The organism is Nonomuraea lactucae (genome assembly GCF_003313395.1).
Lineage (GTDB): Bacteria > Actinomycetota > Actinomycetes > Streptosporangiales > Streptosporangiaceae > Nonomuraea > Nonomuraea lactucae.
This window is the reverse complement of record NZ_QNFZ01000289.1, coordinates 19,471-40,223: the sequence shown is the minus strand read 5'-3', so window position 1 is coordinate 40,223 and position 20,753 is coordinate 19,471. Positions and strand designations below refer to the sequence as shown.

The following is a 20,753-nucleotide window of genomic DNA, read 5'->3' as shown; positions in this document are numbered from 1 at the left end:
GGGACGGCTCCACCTGCGCGGCCAGCGCGAACGCGGCGGCGGTGCGGCCGGCGAGGTTCGGGCTGATCGGCTGGCCCGGGTCGGCCGCGCGGAACACCGGCCGGTCGCGCAGGAACGGGTGCTCGGAGGTGTCGTCGGCCTCCGGCATGCGCCAGACGTCGTGGTCGCCGACGAACGTGCCCTCCTTGTCGCCCGCGCCGATGCCCACCTGGATGTAGAGGGTCTTGGTGCCCTCGTCCCACATCTTGTCCAGATATTTCAGGCCATGGGTGGCTTCGCGGTGCAAGCGGGCGTCCGGGCCGCCGTCCCGCCTCGACGCCCAGAGCAGCGCGTCGACGTACGACAGGATGTGCGTGAACTTCAGGTAGTCGCCCGCGTCGAACCAGCCGCCCTCCACGTCCACCGGCCCGCCGATCCGCTTCAGCTCGCCGGAGATCTGGTCGGTGTCCGGCCCGGTGAACACCGGCCACTCGTACACCGACGCCGCGCGGTCGTTGCGATGGCGACCTCCGCCGTCCCGCTGCCCGTGGAAGAAGCCGACGATCTTCCCGGCGGGTGAGGCCGGGGCGATCTGGAACGTGGGCGACGTCATCGCGCCCGAGGTGATCCGGTACGTGCCCGGCCTGCGCAGCCGCGACAGGTCGAGGTCGTAGACGTGCCCGTAGGCGGCGTTCCAGGAGCCCAGGTCACGGCCCGCCGTGCCCCTGAGCACCACCCGGCCGTCACGGTCGACGACGCTGAAGCGCGCGCCCGGCGAGCGGTCGCGCGTCATCAGGTAGGCGTGCTTGGCCTCCCCGGGCGCGAACCCCACCTGGTCGACGCGGATGTGTCCCGGCTCCGGCGCCGCCGCCGACGCGGGGCCGCCGCCCAGAGTGCTTCCTAAGGTCAATACGGTCAACGCGATCGCCAAGGCCGACCTCATCGCAGCGCCTCCCTTGAAAGTTAGGAAACCTTCCTAACGTGGTAGGGCGACGGTAACGGTGGCCACCGGGACGGTCAAGAGCCGCGTGCGACGTACATTGACGCCATGAGCATCGACCCCCAGCGCCACGCCGAGCGGCGGGCCAGGCTCGCCCAGGCACTGCCCGCCCACGAGGTCGAGGCCGTCCTCGTCACCTCGGCCGTCAACGTGCGCTACCTCACGGGCCTGGAGAGCTCCAACGCGGCCGTCCTGGTCAGGGCCGACGGCTCGGCGCTGCTGGCCACCGACAACCGCTACATCGACAAGACGCGCGGGCTGGACGTCGCGGCCGTCGAGGCGTCCGACGTGGCGGCCGCCCTCGCCGCGCCGGGCATGGGCATCGAGGCCACGCATATGAGCGTGGCGACGTTCAACCGGCTCGGGGCGGACCTCGTTCCGCTGCCGCCGCTCGTCGAGCGGCTGCGCACGGTCAAGGACCCGGAGGAGCTGGACCTGCTCCGCACGGCCTGCGCCATCGGCGACGAGGCCTTCGCCGCCGTGTGCCGGGAGGGCGGCATCAGGCCGGGCACGACCGAGCGGCGGATCGCCCGCCTCGTCGAGGCGCGCATGATCGATCTCGGCGCCGACGGGCCCGCCTTCGAGAGCATCGTCGCCGCGGGCGAGAACGGCGCGATCCCGCACCACACCCCCGATGAGAGGCCGCTGCGCGCCGGCGACCTGGTCACCCTCGACTTCGGCGCCCTCTACCAGGGCTATCACTCGGACATGACCCGCACCGTGTGCCTCGGCGAGCCCGCCGCCTGGCAGCGCGAGATCTACGACCTGGTGGCAGCGGCCCAGCGCGCGGGACGCCAGGCGCTCGCCCCCGGCGCCGGCGCCAAGGAGGTGGACGCGGCGGCCCGCTCCGTCATCGAGGCCGCGGGGCACGGCGGCCACTTCCGGCACGGCCTCGGCCACGGCGTCGGCCTGGAGATCCACGAGGATCCGTTCCTCGGCCCCTCGCGGACCGGTAAACTAGAGGATCGAGTTCCGATCACAGTCGAGCCGGGGATCTACCTTCCCGGCCAGGGCGGCGTTCGCATCGAGGACACCCTCGTGACACGTGAGGGCGAGCCGGAACTCCTCACGAAGACGACCAAGGAGCTGCTCGTCCTTTAGAGCGGCCGCACGCGGGAGAGAACGAGTGGCGACGACCAACGACCTCAAGAACGGCATGGTGCTGAGGCTCGACGGCGGTGAGCTGTGGGCCGTTGTGGAGTTCCAGCACGTCAAGCCGGGCAAGGGCGGCGCGTTCGTGCGCACCAAGCTCAAGAACGTGCTGTCCGGCAAGGTCGTCGACAAGACCTTCAACGCCGGCGTGAAGGTCGACGTGGCCAACGTCGACAAGCGCGAGATGCAGTATTCCTACCGCGACGGCGACGACTTCGTCTTCATGGACACCGAGACCTACGACATGGTCAACGTGCCCGCCGGCACCGTCGGCCAGGCCGCCAACTACATGCTGGAGAACACCCTGGCCACGGTCGCCTTCAACGAGGGCTCCGCGCTCTACGTCGACCTGCCCGCCGCGGCCGAGCTGACCATCGCCAGCACCGAGCCCGGCCTGCAGGGCGACCGCTCCACCGGCGGCACCAAGCCCGCGACCCTGGAGACCGGCGCCGAGATCAAGGTCCCGCTCTTCATCACCACCGGCGAGCGGGTCAAGGTCGACACGCGCAGCGGCGAATACCTCGGCCGGGCCTGAGGTGTCGGCCCGAGGCAAGGCACGCAGGCGCGCGCTCGACATCCTCTTCGAGTCCGAACTCCGCGGCGAGGATCCCCTGAAGATCCTCGCCGAGCGCGTGGAGCGCAAGGAGCCGCCGGTCAACGAATACACCTCGGCCATCGTCGAGGGCGTCGCCCGGCACCGGCCGCGCATCGACGAGCTGATCACCACCTACTCCGAGGGCTGGACCCTCGACCGCATGCCCGCCGTGGACCGCAACCTGCTGCGCGGCGGCACGTACGAGCTCCTGTGGATGCCCGACGTGCCGGAGGGCGTGGTCATCAGCGAGTGGGTGCACCTCGCGGGCGAGCTGTCGACCGACGAGTCGCCGCAGTTCATCAACGGGCTCCTGGCCCGCTTCAAGCAGCTCAAGCCCAGCCTGACCCTCTAGAGACCCAGAGCCGGTAGAAACCCAGGGCCCCAAAGGCAAGGGCCTCCGCGCCGGGGCGCGCTCCGCGCGCGTGCTCCGGGCGCTCCGACGGGGGGCGGAGCTCCCCCGGCTGCCCCCTTGCCGGTGGCCTCCCGGCCCCTGGGCCCCCGGCGTGAGACTGCGTCCGAGCCCGCGGCCGCCACCGGCGTGCCCGGCCGTACGTCGCGAAGGCCCAGGTAGAGGCCGGTGGACGGGGTTAGCGTGACGACGGCGGCCTGCGACGCGGCTTCGGCGGGAGTACGGGCGGCCGGGGCTCCGTGCTCGACGCCGAAGCCCGCCGCCCTGTCCGGGTCGCTTCCCCAGCGGATCGCCGCGGCCGTCGGCCAAATACATGTATATCAAGTAGGAAAAGTTGACTTTATGCTGATGTGCTCGTAGCTTCATGGTCATGAGCCAGGCCGCGAACCTGACCCGACGTCCGCACGTGGACCATGGCCACGTCGCCAGCGCGCAGTGTCATTGATCACGAAATCTCGTCATCAACGTCCCTTCCTCCTGTCCAGGAGTGATTCCGTGATCAAAATTGGAGGCGGCTCATGATGCTGCCCGACCTGCAGGCGCCGCCCCATCAGGACGCGGGGCGGCCGCTGGAGGTGGTGACGGCCCGCCGTCCGCTGCGGTGGCTGGCCGCGGTCGTCGTGCTCGTCTTGCTGGCCATGGCCGCCAGCGCCCTGGTGACCAACCCCGCCTGGGAGTGGGACATCGTCGGGCAGTACCTGTTCGCCCCGTCGGTGGTGCGCTCGGTGCTGCTCACGCTGGAGCTGACCGCGCTGGGCATCGGGCTCGGGTTCGCGCTCGGCACGGTGCTGGCCCTGATGCGGATCTCGCCCAACCGGCTGCTGTCGTCGGTGGCCTGGGGATACGTGTGGTTGTTCCGGTCCGTGCCGCTCATCCTGCAACTGCTGTTCTGGTACAACCTCGCGCTGCTCTACCCCCGGCTGTCGGTGGGCGTGCCGTTCGGGCCCGGGTTCTTCGACTTCGGCACCATGGATCTGATCGGGCCGCTGACCGCGGCGGTGCTCGGGCTGGCGCTGCACCAGGCCGCGTACGCCGCCGAGATCGTCCGCGGTGGTCTGCTGTCGGTGGACCACGGCCAGCGGGAGGCGGCGGCCGCTCTGGGACTGCCGCCGGCGCGGCGGCTGTTCCGGATCATCCTGCCGCAGGCCATGCGGACCATCGTGCCCAACGCCGGCAACGAGATCATCGGCCTGGTCAAGGGGACGTCGGTGGTGTACATCATGGCGCTGCCCGAGCTGTTCTATCAGGTGCAGGTGATCTACAACCGCAACGGCAGGGTCATGGCGCTGCTGCTGGTCGCGGCCATCTGGTACCTGATCCTGACCACCGTTCTGTCGATCGTGCAGCACTACGTGGAGCGGTACTACGGCAGGGGGCGGGCATGACCCCCATGGTGGAGCTGCGTGGGGTGCACAAGAGCTTCGGTTCCCTGCACGTGCTGCGCGGTGTGGACCTGGAGGTCGGCCAGGGGCAGGTCCTGGTGATCGTGGGCCCGTCGGGGTCGGGGAAGTCCACGCTGCTGCGTACGATCAACCACCTGGAGAAGGTGGACCGCGGCTCGGTCCGGGTGGACGGGCACTTGCTCGGCTACCGCCAGGTCGGCGACCGCCTGCTCGAGCTGCCCGAACGCGAGGTGCTGCGGCAGCGCACCCAGATCGGGTTCGTCTTCCAGGCGTTCAACCTGTTCCCGCACCTCACCGTCCAGCAGAACGTCATGGAGGCGCCGCTGTCGGCCCAGCGCCGGCCACGCGGCGAGGTCGAGCCGCTGGCCGAACGCCTGCTGGCCCGGGTGGGCCTGGCGGACAAGGCCGGCGCCTATCCCCGCACGCTCTCCGGCGGTCAGCAGCAGCGTGTCGTCATCGCCAGGGCGCTGGCGCTGGAGCCCAAGCTGCTGCTGTTCGACGAGCCGACCTCCGCGCTGGACCCCGAGCTGGTGGGCGAGGTGCTGGACGTCATCAAAGACCTCGCCCGCGGCGGCACGACGATGATCGTGGTCACCCACGAGATCGGGTTCGCCCGAGAGGTGGCCGACACCGTGGCCTTCATGGACGCCGGCCGGATCGTCGAGCTCGGACCGCCCGCCCAGATCCTGGACGCCCCCGCACAGGACCGTACCCGCACTTTCCTCAGCAAAGTTCTCTGACTCCTAAGGACACATGGACATGCGCGCTTCGCTCGCGCGGGCCTTCGGCGTGCCCGCGCTCCTCCTGCTGACCGCCGCCTGTGGCGCCGAGCCCACCGTTACCGCCCCGTCTGCGACGACCGCCCCCGTGGTGGCGGGCAAGAAGATCAATACTGGCCCGGACCAGAACCGGGTGCGAGCCGACAAGGTGGACTCCATCGCGGCCCAGGTGCCGAAGGACATCGCCGCCGACGGCAAGCTCACCGTCGGCTTCAGCGGCCAGGGCGCGGCGCCGCTGGTGTTCCGCGCCGACGACGACACCACCCTGATCGGAGTGGAGACCGACGTCGCCCAGCTCGTGGCCGACGTGCTGGGCCTGGAGATCTCCCCGGAGATCAGCTCGTGGGAGAACCTCTTCCTGGCCGCCAAGTCCGGCAAGGACGAGGTCGTCTTCAACAACGTCACGGTCACGGAGGAGCGCAAGGACACCTACGACTTCGCGACGTACCGGGTCGACCAGCTCGGCTGGCAGGTCCCCGAGAACAGCCCCATCAAGGCCATCGCCAAGCCCGCCGACATCGCCGGGCTGCGCGTTTCGGTCGGCTCGGGCACGAACCAGGAGAAGATCCTTCTCGACTGGGACAAGCAGAACAAGGCCGCCGGGCTGAAGCCGGTCGAGATCCTCTATTACGAGAGGTACAGCGACGTGCTGCTGGGGCTCAAGTCCGGCCGCGTTCAGGCCTACTTCGGCCCGAACCCGAACATCGCCTACAACATCGCCGTCAGCGGCGGGTCCAGGATCGTCGGCACCTTCTCCGGCGCCGGGCCGGACCTGCAGGGCCTCATCGCGGCCATGACCAAGAAGGACAACGGCCTCGTCAAGCCGCTCAACGAGGCGCTCAACACAGTGATCAAGAACGGCAAGTACAAGGAGGTCCTCGACCGATGGGGCCTGGCCAACGAGGCGATCCCCGAGTCGCAGATCAACCCGCCCGGCCTGCCGCGGGAGGAGTCCTGAGCGAGCTCACCGCGGAGGTGCGGCTCGTCGGCATGTCGGACCCGGCCGCCGCGCCGCTGCTGGCCGGGCTGGACCTGGAGTACACCTCGCGCTACGGCCGCAACGACGAGCTCGCCAGGTATCCCGAGGCCGAGTTCGCGCCGCCGCACGGCGCCTTCCTGATCGTGGTGTCCGGCGGCGAGACCGTGGCCGGTGGCGCGTTCCGCCGCTACGACGCGGTGACCGCCGAGCTCAAGCGGGTCTGGACGCACCCGCGCCGCCGCGGCGAAGGGCTGGGCCGCCTCGTCGTACGCGAGCTGGAGCGGGAGGCGCTGCGCCGCGGCTACCGCCGCGTCCACCTGACCACGGGGCCACGCCAGCCCGAGGCCGTGCGCCTTTACCTGGCCAGCGGGTACGACCCGCAGTTCGACGTGGCCGACCGCCCCGCTCAGGGCCCGCTCGCCTTCGTCAAGGATCTGCGACTTCGCATGTGAAGGGCCGTGTCGTACGCCTGTCCCCGCCCTCCTGTGAGCGACGCGTGAGGATTACCCTCTAAACCAGTAGGAAATATTGACTTATCCGGGGTGGCGGCCTAGCGTCGTCGGTATGAGCCAGGGCTTCCTCTTGACAAGGCGCTCCCACGTGGATTTCGGCCACGTCGCCAGCGCACAGTGTCGTTGATCATGGACCCGTAGCCGCCGAAATCCCACCCTCGTGCTCCCGGCGTGGCCGGCGCCGTCCACGCCCTCGCCGACGAGTCCTCTTTTCCTCCGCGCCCCCGGCAGCCGCCGGGGCGCCGCGTGAGCATGCCTTCTCCCGTGAGGAACTCTCTCGTGATCATGTGCTCATCCACTTCCGGCCCCCGCCGGCCGTACATACCGGAACGGGCACCCGCATGACCGACACACTGCCCGATCGGGCCATCGCGGCCGACCACTTCAGGCAGGCGCTCGCCTTGCACGCCAGCGGCGTCGTGGTCATCACCGCGCAGAGCGACGGCATCCCCGTGGGCCTCACCGCCACCTCCTTCTCCTCGGTCAGCCTCGAACCGCCCCTGGTCTCCTTCTACGTTGACCGTTCCTCGACCACCTGGCCGCAACTGGGCGCCGCGGACCACTTCGCGGTCAACATCCTGACCAGCGACCAGGCCGAGCTGGCGGCCCGCTTCGCCCGCAAGAGCATCGACCGGTTCGCCGCGCCCACCCGCTGGCGGTCCGGACCGTTGGGCGCGCCGCTGCTGCAGGACGTCTCGGCGCACCTGATCTGCCTGCCCTACGAACGCGCCGAGGTCGGCGACCACCTCCTGGTGGTCGGCCTGGTCGCCGAGGCCGACGTACGGCACGCCGGCCGCCCCCTCCTCTACCACCAGGGCCGCTTCGGCCGCTTCCTGGCCCACCCCGACTCCTGAACCCGGAGAACAACCCGTGTCCATCTCCACACAGACGACGGTCTACGCGAGCCCTGTCGACCACGCCGCGTACGGCCGCTACGGCCCAGGCCGCCTGCACCTGTCCCCGGACTGGAACCGTCCTGTCTACCCCTTCCAGGGCCGGATCACCGCCGACGGCTCCAGCGGCTTTCTCGCCGAGCCCGGCCGTTACCACCTCTACGTCGCCCGGGTCTGCCCGTACGCCCAGCGGGCCGCGATCGTCCGCAAGCTCAAGGGCCTGGAGGACGTGGTCTCGCTGTCCTACGTGGACGACGATCGCGACGGCCGGGGCTGGGCGTTCAGGGAACGCCGCGGCCCCGACCCGGTCAACGGCTTCACCCTGCTGGAGCAGGCCTACGAGGCGACCGAGCGAGGGTACGGCGGCCACATCTCCGTCCCCGTCCTCTGGGACCGGCAGACGAACGGGATCGTGAGCAACCACTTCCCCAACATCACGGTGGACCTGGCCACCCAGTTCGAGCAGTGGGCGGACACGTCGATCGACCTCTACCCCGACGCGCTCCGCCCGGAGATCGACTATCTGAACGGGTGGATCTACTACGACGTCAACACCGGCGTCTCCCGCGTGGCCCGCGCCGCCACCGAGGACGAGAGCGAGCGGGAGCGCCACGTGGTCGTCTCGGCACTGGAACGCCTGGATGAGCGTCTGACCGAGCAGCGCTTCCTGGCCGGTGACACGATCACCGAGGCCGACGTGCGGCTGTGGGTGACGCTGGCCAGGTTCGACGCCGAGTACAACCGCGGCCATCTCATCAGCGAGCGGGAGCTGGCCGACTTCGAGCACCTGTGGCCGTATGCCCGCGACCTCTACCAGCGTCCCGCCTTCCGCGAGACGACCGAGGGCCTGCCCGCGACCTGGGACGCGCCGCACGGGCGGGGCCGATGACGCGTAAGCAGGTGCACTTGGCGGCCCACTTCCCCGGGGTGAACAACACCACCGTCTGGACCGACCCCCGCTCCGGCAGCCAGATCGACTTCGCCTCTTTCGTCCATCTCGCCAGGACGGCCGAGCGTGGCACGTTCGACTTCTTCTTCCTGGCCGAGGGCCTGCGGCTGCGGGAGCTGAAAGGCCGTATCCACGATCTGGACGTGGTGGGCCGGCCCGAGGCGCTCACGGTGCTGAGCGCGCTGGCCGCGGTGACCGACCGGCTGGGCCTGGCAGGGACCGTCAACGCGACCTTCAACGAGCCGTACGAGCTGGCCAGGCGCCTGTCCACGCTCGACCACCTGAGCGAGGGCCGGGCCGCGTGGAACGTGGTGACCACGTCCGACGCCTTCACCGGCGAGAACTTCCGCCGCGGCGGCTACCTGGACCGCGCCGACCGGTACGAGCGGGCCGCCGAGTTCGTCCGGCTGTCGCGCGAACTGTGGGACTCCTGGAGCCCGGACGCGGTCGCCGCCGACCCGGCGGCGGGCACGTTCGTCCGGCCGGGCGGCATCGGCACGGTCGAGCATCGGGGCAGGCACTTCTCGGTCGAGGGCCGCTTCACGCTGCCCCGCAGCCCGCAGGGCCGCCCGGTGGTCATCCAGGCAGGGGACTCGGACGAGGGGCGCGAGTTCGCCGCCGCCAACGCCGATGTGATCTTCACGCCGCACGGCGGTCTGGAGGACGGCAAGCGCTTCTACGCCGACGTCAAGCGCCGCCTGGCCAAGTACGGCCGCGAACCGCACCAGCTCAAGATCATGCCCGGCGTGACGTTCGCGCTGGGCGACACCGACGAGGAGGCCGCCGAGAACGCCGCCCGCATCCGCCGCCAGCAGGTCGGGCCGCAGACCGCGATCGCGTTCCTGGAGCAGGTGTGGGGTCGTGACATGTCGGCCTACGACCCGGAAGGTCCGCTGCCAGAGGTCGAGCCTGATCTGTCGGAAGGCGTCTCCCAGGGACGGGTGCCGATCAAGGACCGAGCGGCCGTGGCGGCCAAGTGGCGGGCGCTGGCCGAGGAGAAGGGACTGAGCATTCGCGAGCTGGTCATCGAGGTGACCGGGCGGCAGACGTTCATCGGCACCCCCGAGAGCGTGGCCCGGCTGATCGACGAGCACGTGCAGGCGGACGCCGCCGACGGCTTCATCCTCGTGCCGCACCTGACGCCCGGCGGGCTGGACGACTTCGTGGACCGGGTGGTGCCGCTGCTCCGGGAGCGCGGCGCCTTCCGCACCCACTACACCGGCACCACCCTGCGTGAACATCTGGAGCTCGCATGACGTTGCACCTCGCCGTGGCGCTGGACGGCGCGGGCTGGCATCCCGCCGCCTGGCGCGAGTCCTCGCCGGACGTCTTCTCGGCCCGCCACTGGGCGGCACTTGTGGCCGAGGCCGAGCGGGGACTGCTCGACTTCGTCACCATCGAGGATGCCCTCGGCCTGCAGTCCACCCTGCCCGACGCCTCCGACGACCGTACCGACCAGGTGCGTGGCCGGTTCGACGCGGTGCTGCTCGCGTCCCGGCTGGCGCCGCTCACCAGCAGGATCGGGCTGGTGCCGACCGCGACCGTCACCCATACCGAGCCGTTCCACGTGGCCATCGGCATCGCCACGCTCGACCACGTGAGCGGCGGCAGGGCCGGATGGCGGCCGCAGGTCTCCCCGCGTGCCTCGGAAGCGCGCCACTTCGGCCGCAGAGAATTCCCCCCGCTCGACCGGCTGCTCGACCGGCTGCTCGACCGGCCCGGCGGCGAGGACCTGTCCGCCGACCCGCACCTGCGTGACCTGTTCGCCGAGGCCGCCGACGCCGTCGAGGTGGCGCGGCGGCTCTGGGACAGCTGGGAGGACGACGCCGAGATCCGCGACACGGCCACCGGCCGGTTCATCGACCGGGACAAGCTCCACTACATCGACTTCGCCGGGCCGTTCTTCTCCGTCAAGGGGCCATCGATCACGCCGCGCCCGCCGCAGGGCCAGCCGGTCGTCACCGTGCTCGCCCACGCGCGGCTGCCGTACGAGTTCGCCGCGAGCAGCGCCGACGTCGTGTACGTCACGCCGCACTCGGCCGAGCAGGCCCGCGCCATCGTCGAGAAGGTCAGAGGCCTCTCGGACAAGGTGAAGATCTTCGCCGACCTGCTCGTCCTCCTTGGCGAGGACGCGGCCCGGCGCAAGGCGCGGCTCGACGAACTGGACGGGGCCGAGCTCGTCTCCGACGCCGCGATCTTCACCGGCACCCCGGGAGAGCTGGCCGACGTGCTGCTGGATTGGCGGCGGGCCGGGATCGAGGGCTTCCGGCTGCGGCCCGGCGCCGTGCCCCACGACCTGGAGCAAGTCACCCGCGGCCTGACCGCCGAACTGCGGGCACGCGGGGCGTTCCGGCACGCGTACGAGGCCGCCACGCTCCGCGGACTGCTCGGCCTGCCGCGCCCGGCCGGCCGTTACGCGGAGGTGCGATGAAATTCCTGGCCATCACGTTGATCGTGCACAACGACGACCGGTCGCCCACCGAACGGTTCCGCGAGGTCGTCGAGAACGCCGTGCTGGCCGAGGAGCTCGGCTTCGACGGTTTCGGCGTGGGGGAGCGGCACGAGCGGCCGTTCATCTCCTCCTCGCCGCCGGTGGTCCTCAGCCACATCGCGGCCAGGACGTCCAGGATCCGGCTGTTCACCGCGGTCACCACGCTGAGCCTGCTCGACCCGGTCCGGGCGTACGAGGACTACGCGACGCTCGACCATCTGTCGGAGGGCCGGCTGGAGCTGATCATCGGCAAGGGCAACGGCGCGGCGCAGGCCGAGCTGTTCCACGTCACGGCCGAGGACCAGTGGGAGCGCAACCGCGAGTCGTACGAGCTGTTCCGCCGCCTCTGGCGGGAGGACAAGGTCACCTGGGAGGGCCGCTTCCGGCCGCCGCTGGTCGAGGCCGAGACCTGGCCGCGGCCCCTGCAGCGGCCGATCAGGGTCTGGCACGGCAGCGCCACCAGCAAGGAGTCGGTGGACCTGGCGGCCAGGTACGGCGACCCACTGTTCTCCGCCAACGTCACCAACCCCATCGACCCCTACGCCGAGCTGATCGACCACTACCGGGAACGCTGGGCCCACTACGGCCACGACCCGGCCGACGCGCTGGTCGCGGCCGGGACCGCGGGCTACTACGCGGCCCGCGCCTCGCAGGACGCCATCGCGGCCTACCGGCCGATCTATGAGGCGCGCGTGGAGTTCCAGCGTAAGCTCGGCCTGCCGATCGTCTTCCCCACCCTGGAGGACGCCATCGAGCGCAGCTCCATCCTCGTCGGCAGCCCGCAGCAGATCATCGACAAGGTGCTGCGCTACCACAAGCGGTTCGGGCACGAGGTCATGCACCTGCACGCCGACGCCGACGGGCTCACGCCGAAGCAGCACCGGGACGCGCTGGAGCTGTTTCAGACCGAGATCGCGCCAGCGCTGCGCGCGGAGATCCCCAGCCGGCCGTTCCCCGGAGGTGCCGCATGACAACGCTGTCCATCCTCGACCTCGCCCCCATCGTGTCGGGCGGCGGCGCCGCGGAGGCGCTGCGCAACACCATCGACCTCGCCAGGCGGGCCGAGGAGTTCGGCTACCGCCGCTACTGGCTGGCCGAGCACCACTTCGCGCCCGGCGTCGCCAGCTCGGCCCCGGCCGTGCTGATCGCGCTGGTGGCGGCGGCCACGTCCACGATCCGGGTCGGGTCGGGCGCAGTGCAGCTCGGGCACCAGACGCCGCTGTCGGTGGTCGAGCAGTTCGGGCTCATCGATGCCCTGTACCCGGGCCGCGTCGACGTGGGGATCGGCCGCTCGGGGCAGCGCCGCGCCGAACCGGCCAAGGCCGTTGCCCCGGACCCCGAGCCGGCCAGGATCGTGGACGGGCTGCTCATCCCACCGCCGTTCGACTTCTCGCAGCTGGCGAGGCATCCTCATCTCGCCCACTACGCGACGCTGCTCCAGCAGCCGGGCGCGCGGACGCCCGACTTCGCCGACCAGATCGACGACGTGCTCGCCTTCCTCAAGGGCACACACCAGGCGCGCGCCGTGCCCGGCGAAGGCGCGGATGTGGAGGTGTGGATCCTCGGCAGCAGCGGCGGACAGAGCGCCCAGGTCGCGGGGGAGCGCGGGCTGCCGTTCGCGGCGAACTACCACGTCAGCCCGTCCAGCGTGCTGGAGGCCGTCGAGGCCTACCGGGAGGCGTTCAAGCCGTCGGACACGCTCGCCGAGCCGTACGTGATCGTCTCGGCGGACGCGGTCGTCGCCGAGAGCCAGGCGCGGGCCCGTGACCTCGCCAAGGGGTACGGCCTGTGGGTCCGCAGCATCCGGACGGGCACGGGCGCGATGCCGTATCCGACGCCGGAGGAGGCCGACGCCCACGCCTGGACGGACGCGGACCGGGAGCTGGTCAAGGACCGGATCGACACGCAGTTCGTCGGCTCACCCGAGCAGGTGGCCGAGCGGCTGCGCGTGCTGCGCCGGGTGACCGGGGCCGACGAGCTGCTCGTCACCACCATCACCCACGGTCACGAAGACCGCGTTCGCTCGTACGAGCTGCTCGCCGAAGCATGGAACCGCCCGTGAGGCGCCTGATCCCCGCGCAGCCGATCACGACCGGTTCGACGCGCCCGTCGTCGAAGGCCGACGACGGGACGTTCCGCCCGTGGCCGGCCAAGTCGTGGAAGGTGCCGGACGACGGGCTGACCTAGACCCTCGACCTGCGCGACCCCGCACGCGGGCGATACGCCCGGCGTGGTCGGCGAGTCCGGCATGGTCGTGCGGGTCGCCATCGCCCGCGCGCTGCCCAGATCCCTTCCCGGCAGAGGACGTAACGCGGGGAAGGGGGCGAAGGTCTGGATCGAGAGCGTTGACGCCGGCACTCCGCAGAACTAAGTTCTGGATACCGACTGGTTGGTCTGGCGGGTCGCCTCGCCTCGCCGAATCCCATAGGGGGTAGTGCGTGAAGGCAGTACGACAGGCATGGCGTCGCCTGGAACCCGTGCACGGCATGATCTACTTCGTGCCCGAGGCCGTGCGGCGGTACGCCGATCTGGGGCTCAAGGGCAGGGCCGGCTACTTCGCCTCCCGGGGCGCGCCGCTCGGCCGCGCGTCGGCGGAGCTGATCATCGGGACCTTCTACAACTTCTGCCCCGCTCTCGTACGGCAGGCACTGCCCTCCGCCTGGGAGGTGGTCACCCCCGAGCAGATGTTGGCCGCCCGGTTCGACGCCGCCTCCGAGGCTCTCCGCCGGGCCGGGATCCACGAGCTCGACGGATTGGACGAGATCGTCGGCCTCACGCGGCGGGCCGCCCTGGCGGCCTGCGAGCATCCGCAGGGCCGGCCCCTGTTCGCCGCCCATGCCGCCCTGCCCTGGCCGGGCGAGCCGGTCCAGCAGTTGTGGCATGCCCAGACCCTGTTGCGCGAGTTCCGGGGAGACGGCCACATCGCGGCACTGCTCAGCGAGGGCATCGACGGTCTGGAGGCCCTGGTGCTGCACGGCGCCAGCGGCGAGGTTCCCTCCGTCGTGCTCAGGGTCAGCCGCGCCTGGCCTGAGGAGGAATGGGCCGCCGCGGTGGAACGCCTTCGCACCCGCGGCCTCCTCGACGGGGAGGCGCTCAGCGCCGAGGGCAAGGCCCTGCGCCAGCACATCGAAGACCGTACGGACGCCCTCGCCGTGCCCGCCTACGCCGCCCTGGGCGAGGACGGCTGCGAGCGCCTGGCCGAACTGGCCCGCCCCTTCGGCAGCGCCGTCGTCGACTCCGGACTCCTCAACCAGGAAGCCTTCCGGAAACTCCTGTCCGAATAGGGTCGAGCCCTCACCCGTCCGCCAGCTTGAGAACGAGCTTGCCGGTGTTGTCGCCCCTGAACAGCCGCAGCAGGGTGTCGGGGAACGCCTGCACGCCCCCGTCCACCACGTCCACCAGTGACCGCAGCTTCCCGGCCGACAGCCACTCGGCCAACTCGGCGGCGGCCTCGGGGTACCGGTCGGCGTAGTCGAAGACCACCATTCCCGTCATGGAGGCACGGTTCACCAGCAGCGACATGTAGTTGGCCGGGCCCTTGACCTGCTCGGTGGCGTTGTACTGCGAGATCGCGCCGCAGATGACGACCCGGGCGCCCCGCGCCAGACGGGTCAGCGCGGCGTCGAGGATGTCACCGCCGACGTTGTCGAAGTAGACGTCCACGCCCTCGGGCGCCACCTCGCGCAGAGCCTTGCGCACGTCCTCGGACTTGTAGTCGACGCACGCGTCGAAGCCGAACTCCTCCACGACCAGACGGCACTTGCGCTCACCGCCCGCGATGCCGATGACCCGGCATCCCTTGATCTTGGCGATCTGCCCCACCACGCTGCCGACCGCCCCGGCCGCGCCGGAGACGACGACGGTCTGCCCGGGCTCGGGCCGTCCGATGTCGAGCAGGCCGAAGTAGGCGGTCATGCCCGGCGAGCCCAGGACACCCAGGTGCACCGGCAGCGGCGCCAGCGCCGGATCGACCTTGGTCAGACCGCGGCCGTCCGACAGGCAGTACTCCTGCACATGGAGCGCGCCCGACACGTGGTCGCCCACGGCGAACCGCGGGTGGCGGGAGGCGATCACGCGGCCCACGCCGCCCGCGCGCATGACCTCCGCGATTTCCACGGGGCGGACGTAGGACCTGCCCTCGTTCATCCAGCCGCGCATGGCCGGGTCCAGCGAGAGGTACAGCACCTTGATCAGCACTTCGCCCTCGCCGGGCTCGGCGACCGGTTCCTCGACGTACTCCCAGTCGGTGGGCCTCGGCAGCCCGACAGGTCGTGCGGCGAGCCGGTACTGGTGATTGGTGCGGCTCATCTGGACGGCTCCTCATGTCGGCGGTGCCCGCGTGTGGGTGCGGTCCCGTACCTGCGGCGGCGGGTCGCGGGGCCGCCGTGCAGTGGAGGGGGCCGGTCGGCCTCCTCCCTGATCAAACCGACTGGTCGGTATGAACACCGTGAGGTTAATCCCGGGGAGCGGCACCGGGCAAGAGGCGAGGCAACGGGGGGCGTTGGCAGGGGTCGGCTCCCCGCCCGGCTACGCCGGGCAGGCTTGACCTTGTCGCGGCGTCAACGTATCCAATGGGGGCATGCGGCTGATCGTGATCTTGCTGAAGGAGGGGCCGTGACGCTCAGGCTGGCGCGTGCCGCCCTCTACGCCGTCGTCCCCGCCGAGCTGCTCCTCGTGATCCTGGTCGCCTCCGGCACGCCGCTTCCCGCCCCCGCGGTCGTGGCGGCCGAGGCGGTGGCCGCGCTGGTGCTCTGCCTCGCGGCGGTGGTCGCGTACCGGCTGTACGGGAGCGGGCGGCGGGGTGGAGCCGGGCGGCGGGCGGCGCTGTCCGCGACCGTGGATCAGCTGGTGCCCGTGCGGGTGCGCAGGCTCGTGGAGTTCGAGCTGAAGGGCCTGGTGAGCATCGCGCTGTTCGCCCTGCGGCGGCGCGAGCGGCTGCCGGCCGGGGCCGTCGCGGTGCCGTACGCGAAGGAGCAGGCGCCGAGCCTGCTGATCATGCTGTTCCTGATGGTGGTGGAGACGGCCGGCATCGACCTGCTGCTCGTCTCCCTCGACGTGCCCAGCCCGGTGCGCGTCTCGGTGCTGGTGCTCGACGTCTACGGCGTGCTGTTAGCGGTGGCGCTCGGCGCCTCCGGCGCCGTCCGGCCCCACTGGTCTCCGCCGAGGAACTGCGCGTCCGGTTCGGCGAGTACCTGGACGTGCGCGTCCCACGCGAGCTGATCTCCTCCGCCCGGCTGTCCCGCAACTACAACGAGAAGAGCATGGTCTCGGTGGCGGACGGGCGGCTCGCCGTCGCGGTGTCCTCCCAGACCAACGTGGTCGTCGAACTGGCCGTACCGGTCACCGTCGTCCGGCCGCTCGGCCGCCGGGCGGAGGTCAGCGTGATCCGCTTCTTCGCCGACGAGCCCGGCGCCGCCCTGAACGCCCTGCGATCCACCCGGCCCGAGAACGAGCCCGTGACCGGATAGCCCCGTTCTCGCTGCCCCGCGGCGAAACCGCTGTCACTCGGGCAATTGCCAGAGATGTATGCGCGGGAGTGCCCGAGGTGATGGTGCTGAAGGCCACGCCGCTGAGGGACGTGGCGTGAGTGATGGAGAGTTCGGTGCCGTTGGTGGTGTCCCAGATCCGCGCTGTTTTGTCGTTGCCGGCGGTGGCGAGGCAGCCTCCAGTTGAACGCCGGCCCATTGGGGCCGAGCTGGAGAAACCAACCCAGAGCGATCAGGGTGTCGTCGAGGCGGGAGACGCGCTCACAGACCTCGCCGAGTTCGAAGGCGCGATCACTGCGGCCGGAGTCCTCCCAGGCGATCAGCCGCTGGGTTTCCTTCTCGTGGTCTTTGCGGGTGGTGAAGTAGTCCTCGCGTTTGGCCGCCCTGGCGAAGAACTCCTGCGGGCTGACACCGATTTCGCCGATGATCTGGGCGGCGGCCATCGGCCCGACCCCGAGGTGCGCTGTTGCACCACCTTGGTGCGATACCGCAGCACATCCCGGGCGGCCTTGACCGCGGCGCTGGGGATGAAGGAGGCATTCAGCAGCCCGCACTCCAGCAGTTGCGCCAGCCATTCGGCGTCGGCGTAGTCGGTCTTATGCCCGGGCACGTTCTTGACGTGCCCGGGATTGCACACCAGCACCTGCTCGAACCCGCCATGCTCGATCATGGCGTGGCAGACCGGCGTGCTGTAGATCCCCGTGGCCTCCATCGCCACGTGGGTCACGTCCTGGCCGGCCAGCCAGCGGGCGGCTTCCCTGAGCACCGCGTAGAACGTCTTGTACGTACGCTTGATCGTGATCCGCCCCTGCGGGCCGTCACCCGGAGTGCGCAGCGCCACGGCGATCTCGTCCTTGCCGACATCGATCGCCGCGCATAGAGCACCTGCATACCGTCCCGCCCCTCATCGCAACGTGCTGATCAAGACGCGTGTGCCGCCCGCGGAGCCCCAAAGTTTGCACCAGCCAAGGTGAACCGACGTCAGCGGGCAACACACTCACTGATTCTCATTCACGCGAGCACGCCCGAAGCGCGGATCTGGATCTAAGCGGAGGAGGGACGACGCGAGGCGACCACGTGGACGTCGGCGCCGTCCCCCAGCCGCAGCCGGACGGAGGGGTACGGCCGGACGGTCACGCCGTCCACCCTCACCTCGCCGGCGAACGCGGCCGGGAGGCGGAGGGTGGCGGTCACCTGCCCCGGCACCGCTGTATCACCGCGGGAAACCGGGTCCGGGCCCGGCGCTGCCTCGCGGGAAACACGCACCTCAAGGGCCTCCTCGCTCGCGCGTGCGTCGAGCGTGACGCGCCCGAAGCGGGTGGGCGTCCGCTCCACGCGGATGGCCGACCCGGGCTCGACCCAGCCCCGCGGGACGCCGGGCAGCAGGTCGAGCCCGTCGCCGCGTTCGAAGACCAGCATGTGGCGCACCAGCCGGACGAACTCGGCGGAGGCCCAGTTGTGCGGCATGTCGCCGCAGATCTGCGGGTGTCCGCTGCCGGTGAAGGGCTGCTCCTCGCGCCAGACGCGGGTCGGGGAGGCGTGGTTCGCGAACCCGTACAGGTAGTCGGCCGCCTTGCCGGGCCGCCCGCCGTACAGGAAGGCGTGGGCCGCGAAGGACGCCGCGTAGGTCCAGACGGCACGGTAAGGCAGCCAGCCGGTGGTGGCCGGGATGCCCTGCCGCCCGTCCCTGGACTCCAGGAGCGACAGCAGGTCGGTGACCACGGTGTCGTCGGGGGCGAAGACCTCGCCGGGCCATACGGCGTGGCAGAGCGCCCAGGTGGCGGTCTCCGGCTGGACGGCCCGCCAGGGCGGCACGTCGTGCTCCTCGGCGTGCGGCAGGAACTGATGTGTGCCGTCGCCGCCCGGCGCCATCGGCAGGTAGTGCAGGCTGCCGTCGGGCGTGAGCCGGCGCTGCGCGGCTGCCGACTTCTTGAAGGTGTCGAGCAGGTCCTGGTAGGCGCCGTCGAGCTCGCCGGCCTCTTCACCGAGCATCCGGGCGCCCATCGCGGCGTTCTTGAGTCCGATGAGCAGCCAGGCCGCGGTCGTGTACTCGGGCCGGGAGCCGCCGAGGCCGCCGTCGCCGAACGCCTCGGGGAGCAGCCCGTGCAGGGGATGGTCGGCGGGCAGGGCGGCGGCCTTCGCGCGCAGCTCGGCGATGTGTGCGACGGCGCCCAGGACAGTGGGCCAGCGACGCCTGAGCCCGTCGAGGTCACCGGTCAGCTGCGCCTGCCTGACCATCGTGGCGATGGCGATGCCGGTCTCCTTGATGTGCGGCTCGTGGGCGAGCTGGATGATCGACCCGTCGGGCTTGACACGGCGCATCAGCACATCGAGCCCGGCGTCCGCAGTGTCGTCCAGGCCGAGGTAGCGGGCGGCCTCCAGCAGGAAGTGCCCGTCGACCAGCCACAGGCCGCGGTAGATGGTGGGGCCGACGTGGAGCACCGGCAGGCCGTCCTCCAGCTCCCTCGCCTGGAGCATGTTGCGGGCAGAGGCCGTGAGCATGTCCTGGACGTCCGGGTCCGGCACCTCCAGGGCGAGCGGCTGCACTTCGAGGGCGTCCCAGTAGCGGCGTTCGTCCAGCAGCATGGACCGCGCCCGGGGGAGGTCCGGCTCGCCGCCGCCGTCCAGCGGCACGACTATGGCCCCGCTGACGCTCTCGCCCGGCATGAGCACGACCGGCCGGGTCATCAGGCCGCTGGCGGGGCGGAAACCGCGGGCGTAGACGCCGACGAGGGGGTGGCCGAGCGACGACAGGCTCCAGGACCCGTCCGGGACGCTGTCCACGGTCGGCAGGCCGTCGGTCCAGTCGGCGGTGACCGGTGCGGGCGTCTCCGGCACGGCGTAGACCCGGTGGTGGGGGGCCGCGCCCGCGCCGGCCAGCCTCGAGCCCCGTAGATAGGCGTCGACGCGCAGGCCGGTGAGCACTTCGGCGGAGGCGGTGACGGTCCACAGGACGATGTCGTGGCGGCCTGAGCCGTACCCGGCGAACGCGGTGAGCTTCAGGGTCTGGTTGGGGTACTCGACGACGGTGTGGACGATCGCCCGGCGGGCGGACTCCGTCCGTTGGGTGACGCGGACCGGGGTGTGCGTCGTCTGTGCGGACAGTTCCACGACGGCGTCGAAGTGCCAGGCGTCGAAGGCGCTCGCGTGAAATCCGTAGAGCAGCGCCCCGTCCTCCCGTACGAGGGTCTTGTGCGGGTCGTCCGGCCGGCAGATCAGCGTCCAGCTACTGTCCGGAGCGTGTCGGAAGTCGATGGTCAAGGAAGCTCCTTACTTGACCGCCCCGGCGGTCAGCCCAGAGACGATCCGCCGCTGAGCGAACAGGACGAGCAGGACGACGGGCAGGGTGATGACGACCACAGCGGCGTCGATCCGGTTGTAGAAGATCTGGAACTGGCTCTGGCCGAAGTTCACGATCGCCTGCGGCGCCGTGAACTCGCTGGGGGTCTGCAGGAACGACACCGCGAAGGCGAAATCGTTCCACGCCAGGATGAAGGAGAGGATCGCGGCTGTGAAGACCGCGGGCAGCGCCACCGGGACGACGACCCGCCACAGCACCTGCAGCCTGGTGGCGCCGTCGACCATGGCGGCCTCCTCCAGGCTGCCGGGTATCTGGTCGAAGAAGTTCTTCAGCAGCCAGGTCGCGAGCGGCAGCGTGTAGACCATGTAGGCGATGACCAGACCTGCCGGCGAGTCGAGCAGGCCCAGCTCCCGGTAGACCAGGAACAGCGGGCCGACCATGGCCAGCACCGGGAAGAAGCCGGCGAGCAGCACGAATCCCAGGATGATCCCGGCGCCCCGGATCCTCAGCCGCGCCAGCGCGTATCCGGCCAGGGTCGCGAGGAGGACGGACAGCACCGTGCTGGCCAGGCAGATGAGGATGCTGTTGCCGAGGGAGCGCAGGAAGGTCTCGTCGGCGAAGTTCTCCGCGTAGCTGGAGAACGTGAGGTCGGCCGGCAGGAGGCCGGCCACCCCTCCCGAGAACTCCCGCGAACTCATCAGGGAGGTCCGCAGGATCCACAGGAACGGCAGCAGCGAGGAGACGAGGATCGCGGCGACGAGCAGCGCGAACCCGGCACGGGGGAGGGCTCGCGCTTTACGCCTTCCGTGTCCGGTGGCCCTCATG

Annotated in this window: 22 protein-coding genes; 17 read left to right on the top strand and 5 right to left on the bottom strand. The window is 70.8% G+C overall.

Annotated elements, in window-relative coordinates; genetic code table 11:
• On the bottom strand, positions 1 to 922 hold a 922-nt coding region (locus DQW85_RS20400; protein WP_205315262.1), incomplete at its 3' end, for a glycoside hydrolase family 9 protein.
• A 105-nt stretch (positions 923 to 1,027) separates the two neighbouring features.
• Here DQW85_RS20400 and DQW85_RS20395 point away from each other — a divergent pair.
• The 15 genes from DQW85_RS20395 (at position 1,028) to DQW85_RS20330 (ending at position 14,425) form a co-directional block, all read left to right on the top strand.
• Positions 1,028 to 2,080 (top strand): M24 family metallopeptidase, encoded by a 1,053-nt coding sequence (locus DQW85_RS20395; protein ID WP_113701888.1) that lies wholly within the window; start codon positions 1,028 to 1,030, stop codon positions 2,078 to 2,080.
• 25 nt (positions 2,081 to 2,105) lie between these two features.
• A complete protein-coding gene (efp, locus tag DQW85_RS20390) occupies positions 2,106 to 2,666 on the top strand; it encodes an elongation factor P (protein WP_113701887.1) in 561 nt (186 codons plus the stop codon).
• Position 2,667: 1 nt separating this feature from the next.
• Positions 2,668 to 3,078 carry a transcription antitermination factor NusB gene (gene nusB / locus DQW85_RS20385; protein WP_113701886.1) on the top strand — a complete coding sequence of 137 codons (411 nt, stop codon included), beginning with the start codon at positions 2,668 to 2,670 and terminating at the stop codon, positions 3,076 to 3,078.
• Positions 3,079 to 3,653: 575 nt separating this feature from the next.
• Positions 3,654 to 4,520 (top strand): amino acid ABC transporter permease, encoded by an 867-nt coding sequence (locus tag DQW85_RS20380; RefSeq protein WP_240197306.1) that lies wholly within the window; start codon positions 3,654 to 3,656, stop codon positions 4,518 to 4,520.
• Positions 4,517 to 5,278 (top strand): amino acid ABC transporter ATP-binding protein, encoded by a 762-nt coding sequence (locus DQW85_RS20375; protein WP_113701885.1) that lies wholly within the window; start codon positions 4,517 to 4,519, stop codon positions 5,276 to 5,278. The genes DQW85_RS20380 and DQW85_RS20375 overlap by 4 nt, the downstream gene beginning before the upstream one ends.
• A gap of 19 nt (positions 5,279 to 5,297) precedes the next feature.
• Positions 5,298 to 6,275 carry an ABC transporter substrate-binding protein gene (locus DQW85_RS20370; protein ID WP_113701891.1) on the top strand — a complete coding sequence of 326 codons (978 nt, stop codon included), beginning with the start codon at positions 5,298 to 5,300 and terminating at the stop codon, positions 6,273 to 6,275.
• A gap of 32 nt (positions 6,276 to 6,307) precedes the next feature.
• Complete coding sequence (locus DQW85_RS20365) at positions 6,308 to 6,748, top strand: GNAT family N-acetyltransferase (RefSeq protein ID WP_113701890.1); 441 nt, start codon at positions 6,308 to 6,310, stop codon at positions 6,746 to 6,748.
• A gap of 401 nt (positions 6,749 to 7,149) precedes the next feature.
• Complete coding sequence (locus DQW85_RS20360) at positions 7,150 to 7,662, top strand: flavin reductase family protein (protein WP_113701884.1); 513 nt, start codon at positions 7,150 to 7,152, stop codon at positions 7,660 to 7,662.
• Positions 7,663 to 7,678: 16 nt separating this feature from the next.
• The gene (locus tag DQW85_RS20355; RefSeq protein WP_113701883.1) at positions 7,679 to 8,590 is read left to right on the top strand and encodes a glutathione S-transferase C-terminal domain-containing protein; all 912 of its coding nucleotides are present in this window, start codon (positions 7,679 to 7,681) and stop codon (positions 8,588 to 8,590) included.
• Entirely contained in the window at positions 8,587 to 9,906 is a 1,320-nt protein-coding gene (locus DQW85_RS20350) for an NtaA/DmoA family FMN-dependent monooxygenase (RefSeq protein ID WP_113701882.1), read from the top strand. Before DQW85_RS20355 ends, DQW85_RS20350 begins: the two co-directional genes overlap by 4 nt.
• Positions 9,903 to 11,081 carry an LLM class flavin-dependent oxidoreductase gene (locus DQW85_RS20345; RefSeq protein WP_113701881.1) on the top strand — a complete coding sequence of 393 codons (1,179 nt, stop codon included), beginning with the start codon at positions 9,903 to 9,905 and terminating at the stop codon, positions 11,079 to 11,081. Before DQW85_RS20350 ends, DQW85_RS20345 begins: the two co-directional genes overlap by 4 nt.
• Positions 11,078 to 12,112 carry an LLM class flavin-dependent oxidoreductase gene (locus DQW85_RS20340; protein ID WP_113701880.1) on the top strand — a complete coding sequence of 345 codons (1,035 nt, stop codon included), beginning with the start codon at positions 11,078 to 11,080 and terminating at the stop codon, positions 12,110 to 12,112. Before DQW85_RS20345 ends, DQW85_RS20340 begins: the two co-directional genes overlap by 4 nt.
• On the top strand, positions 12,109 to 13,203 hold the full coding sequence (locus DQW85_RS20335) for an LLM class flavin-dependent oxidoreductase (protein ID WP_113701879.1): 1,095 nt from the start codon (positions 12,109 to 12,111) through the stop codon (positions 13,201 to 13,203). Before DQW85_RS20340 ends, DQW85_RS20335 begins: the two co-directional genes overlap by 4 nt.
• Positions 13,200 to 13,328, top strand: coding sequence for a hypothetical protein (locus DQW85_RS47695; RefSeq protein ID WP_275888220.1), 129 nt, complete (start codon positions 13,200 to 13,202; stop codon positions 13,326 to 13,328). The genes DQW85_RS20335 and DQW85_RS47695 overlap by 4 nt, the downstream gene beginning before the upstream one ends.
• Positions 13,329 to 13,579: 251 nt before the next feature.
• Entirely contained in the window at positions 13,580 to 14,425 is an 846-nt protein-coding gene (locus DQW85_RS20330; protein ID WP_113701878.1) for an SCO6745 family protein, read from the top strand.
• Between the two features lie 10 nt (positions 14,426 to 14,435).
• Here the strand turns inward: DQW85_RS20330 and DQW85_RS20325 are convergent, their stop codons facing one another.
• Positions 14,436 to 15,449 carry an NADP-dependent oxidoreductase gene (locus tag DQW85_RS20325; protein WP_113701877.1) on the bottom strand — a complete coding sequence of 338 codons (1,014 nt, stop codon included), beginning with the start codon at positions 15,447 to 15,449 and terminating at the stop codon, positions 14,436 to 14,438.
• A gap of 306 nt (positions 15,450 to 15,755) precedes the next feature.
• On the opposite strand from DQW85_RS20325, the gene DQW85_RS20320 reads away from it, so the two are divergent.
• Positions 15,756 to 16,361 carry a hypothetical protein gene (locus tag DQW85_RS20320; protein WP_113701876.1) on the top strand — a complete coding sequence of 202 codons (606 nt, stop codon included), beginning with the start codon at positions 15,756 to 15,758 and terminating at the stop codon, positions 16,359 to 16,361.
• Positions 16,340 to 16,609: a hypothetical protein gene (locus tag DQW85_RS20315; protein ID WP_113701875.1), complete on the top strand. Its 270-nt coding sequence runs from the start codon at positions 16,340 to 16,342 to the stop codon at positions 16,607 to 16,609. The genes DQW85_RS20320 and DQW85_RS20315 overlap by 22 nt, the downstream gene beginning before the upstream one ends.
• 337 nt (positions 16,610 to 16,946) lie before the next feature.
• Here the strand turns inward: DQW85_RS20315 and DQW85_RS20310 are convergent, their stop codons facing one another.
• The 3 genes from DQW85_RS20310 to DQW85_RS20300 form a co-directional block, all read right to left on the bottom strand.
• Positions 16,947 to 17,495, bottom strand: coding sequence for an IS110 family transposase (locus tag DQW85_RS20310; RefSeq protein ID WP_275888221.1), 549 nt, complete (start codon positions 17,493 to 17,495; stop codon positions 16,947 to 16,949).
• A gap of 176 nt (positions 17,496 to 17,671) precedes the next feature.
• Positions 17,672 to 19,888 (bottom strand): hypothetical protein, encoded by a 2,217-nt coding sequence (locus DQW85_RS20305; protein ID WP_113701874.1) that lies wholly within the window; start codon positions 19,886 to 19,888, stop codon positions 17,672 to 17,674.
• 9 nt (positions 19,889 to 19,897) lie between these two features.
• A complete protein-coding gene (locus DQW85_RS20300) occupies positions 19,898 to 20,752 on the bottom strand; it encodes a carbohydrate ABC transporter permease (RefSeq protein WP_113701873.1) in 855 nt (284 codons plus the stop codon).
• Between the last annotated feature and the right edge of the window lies 1 nt (position 20,753).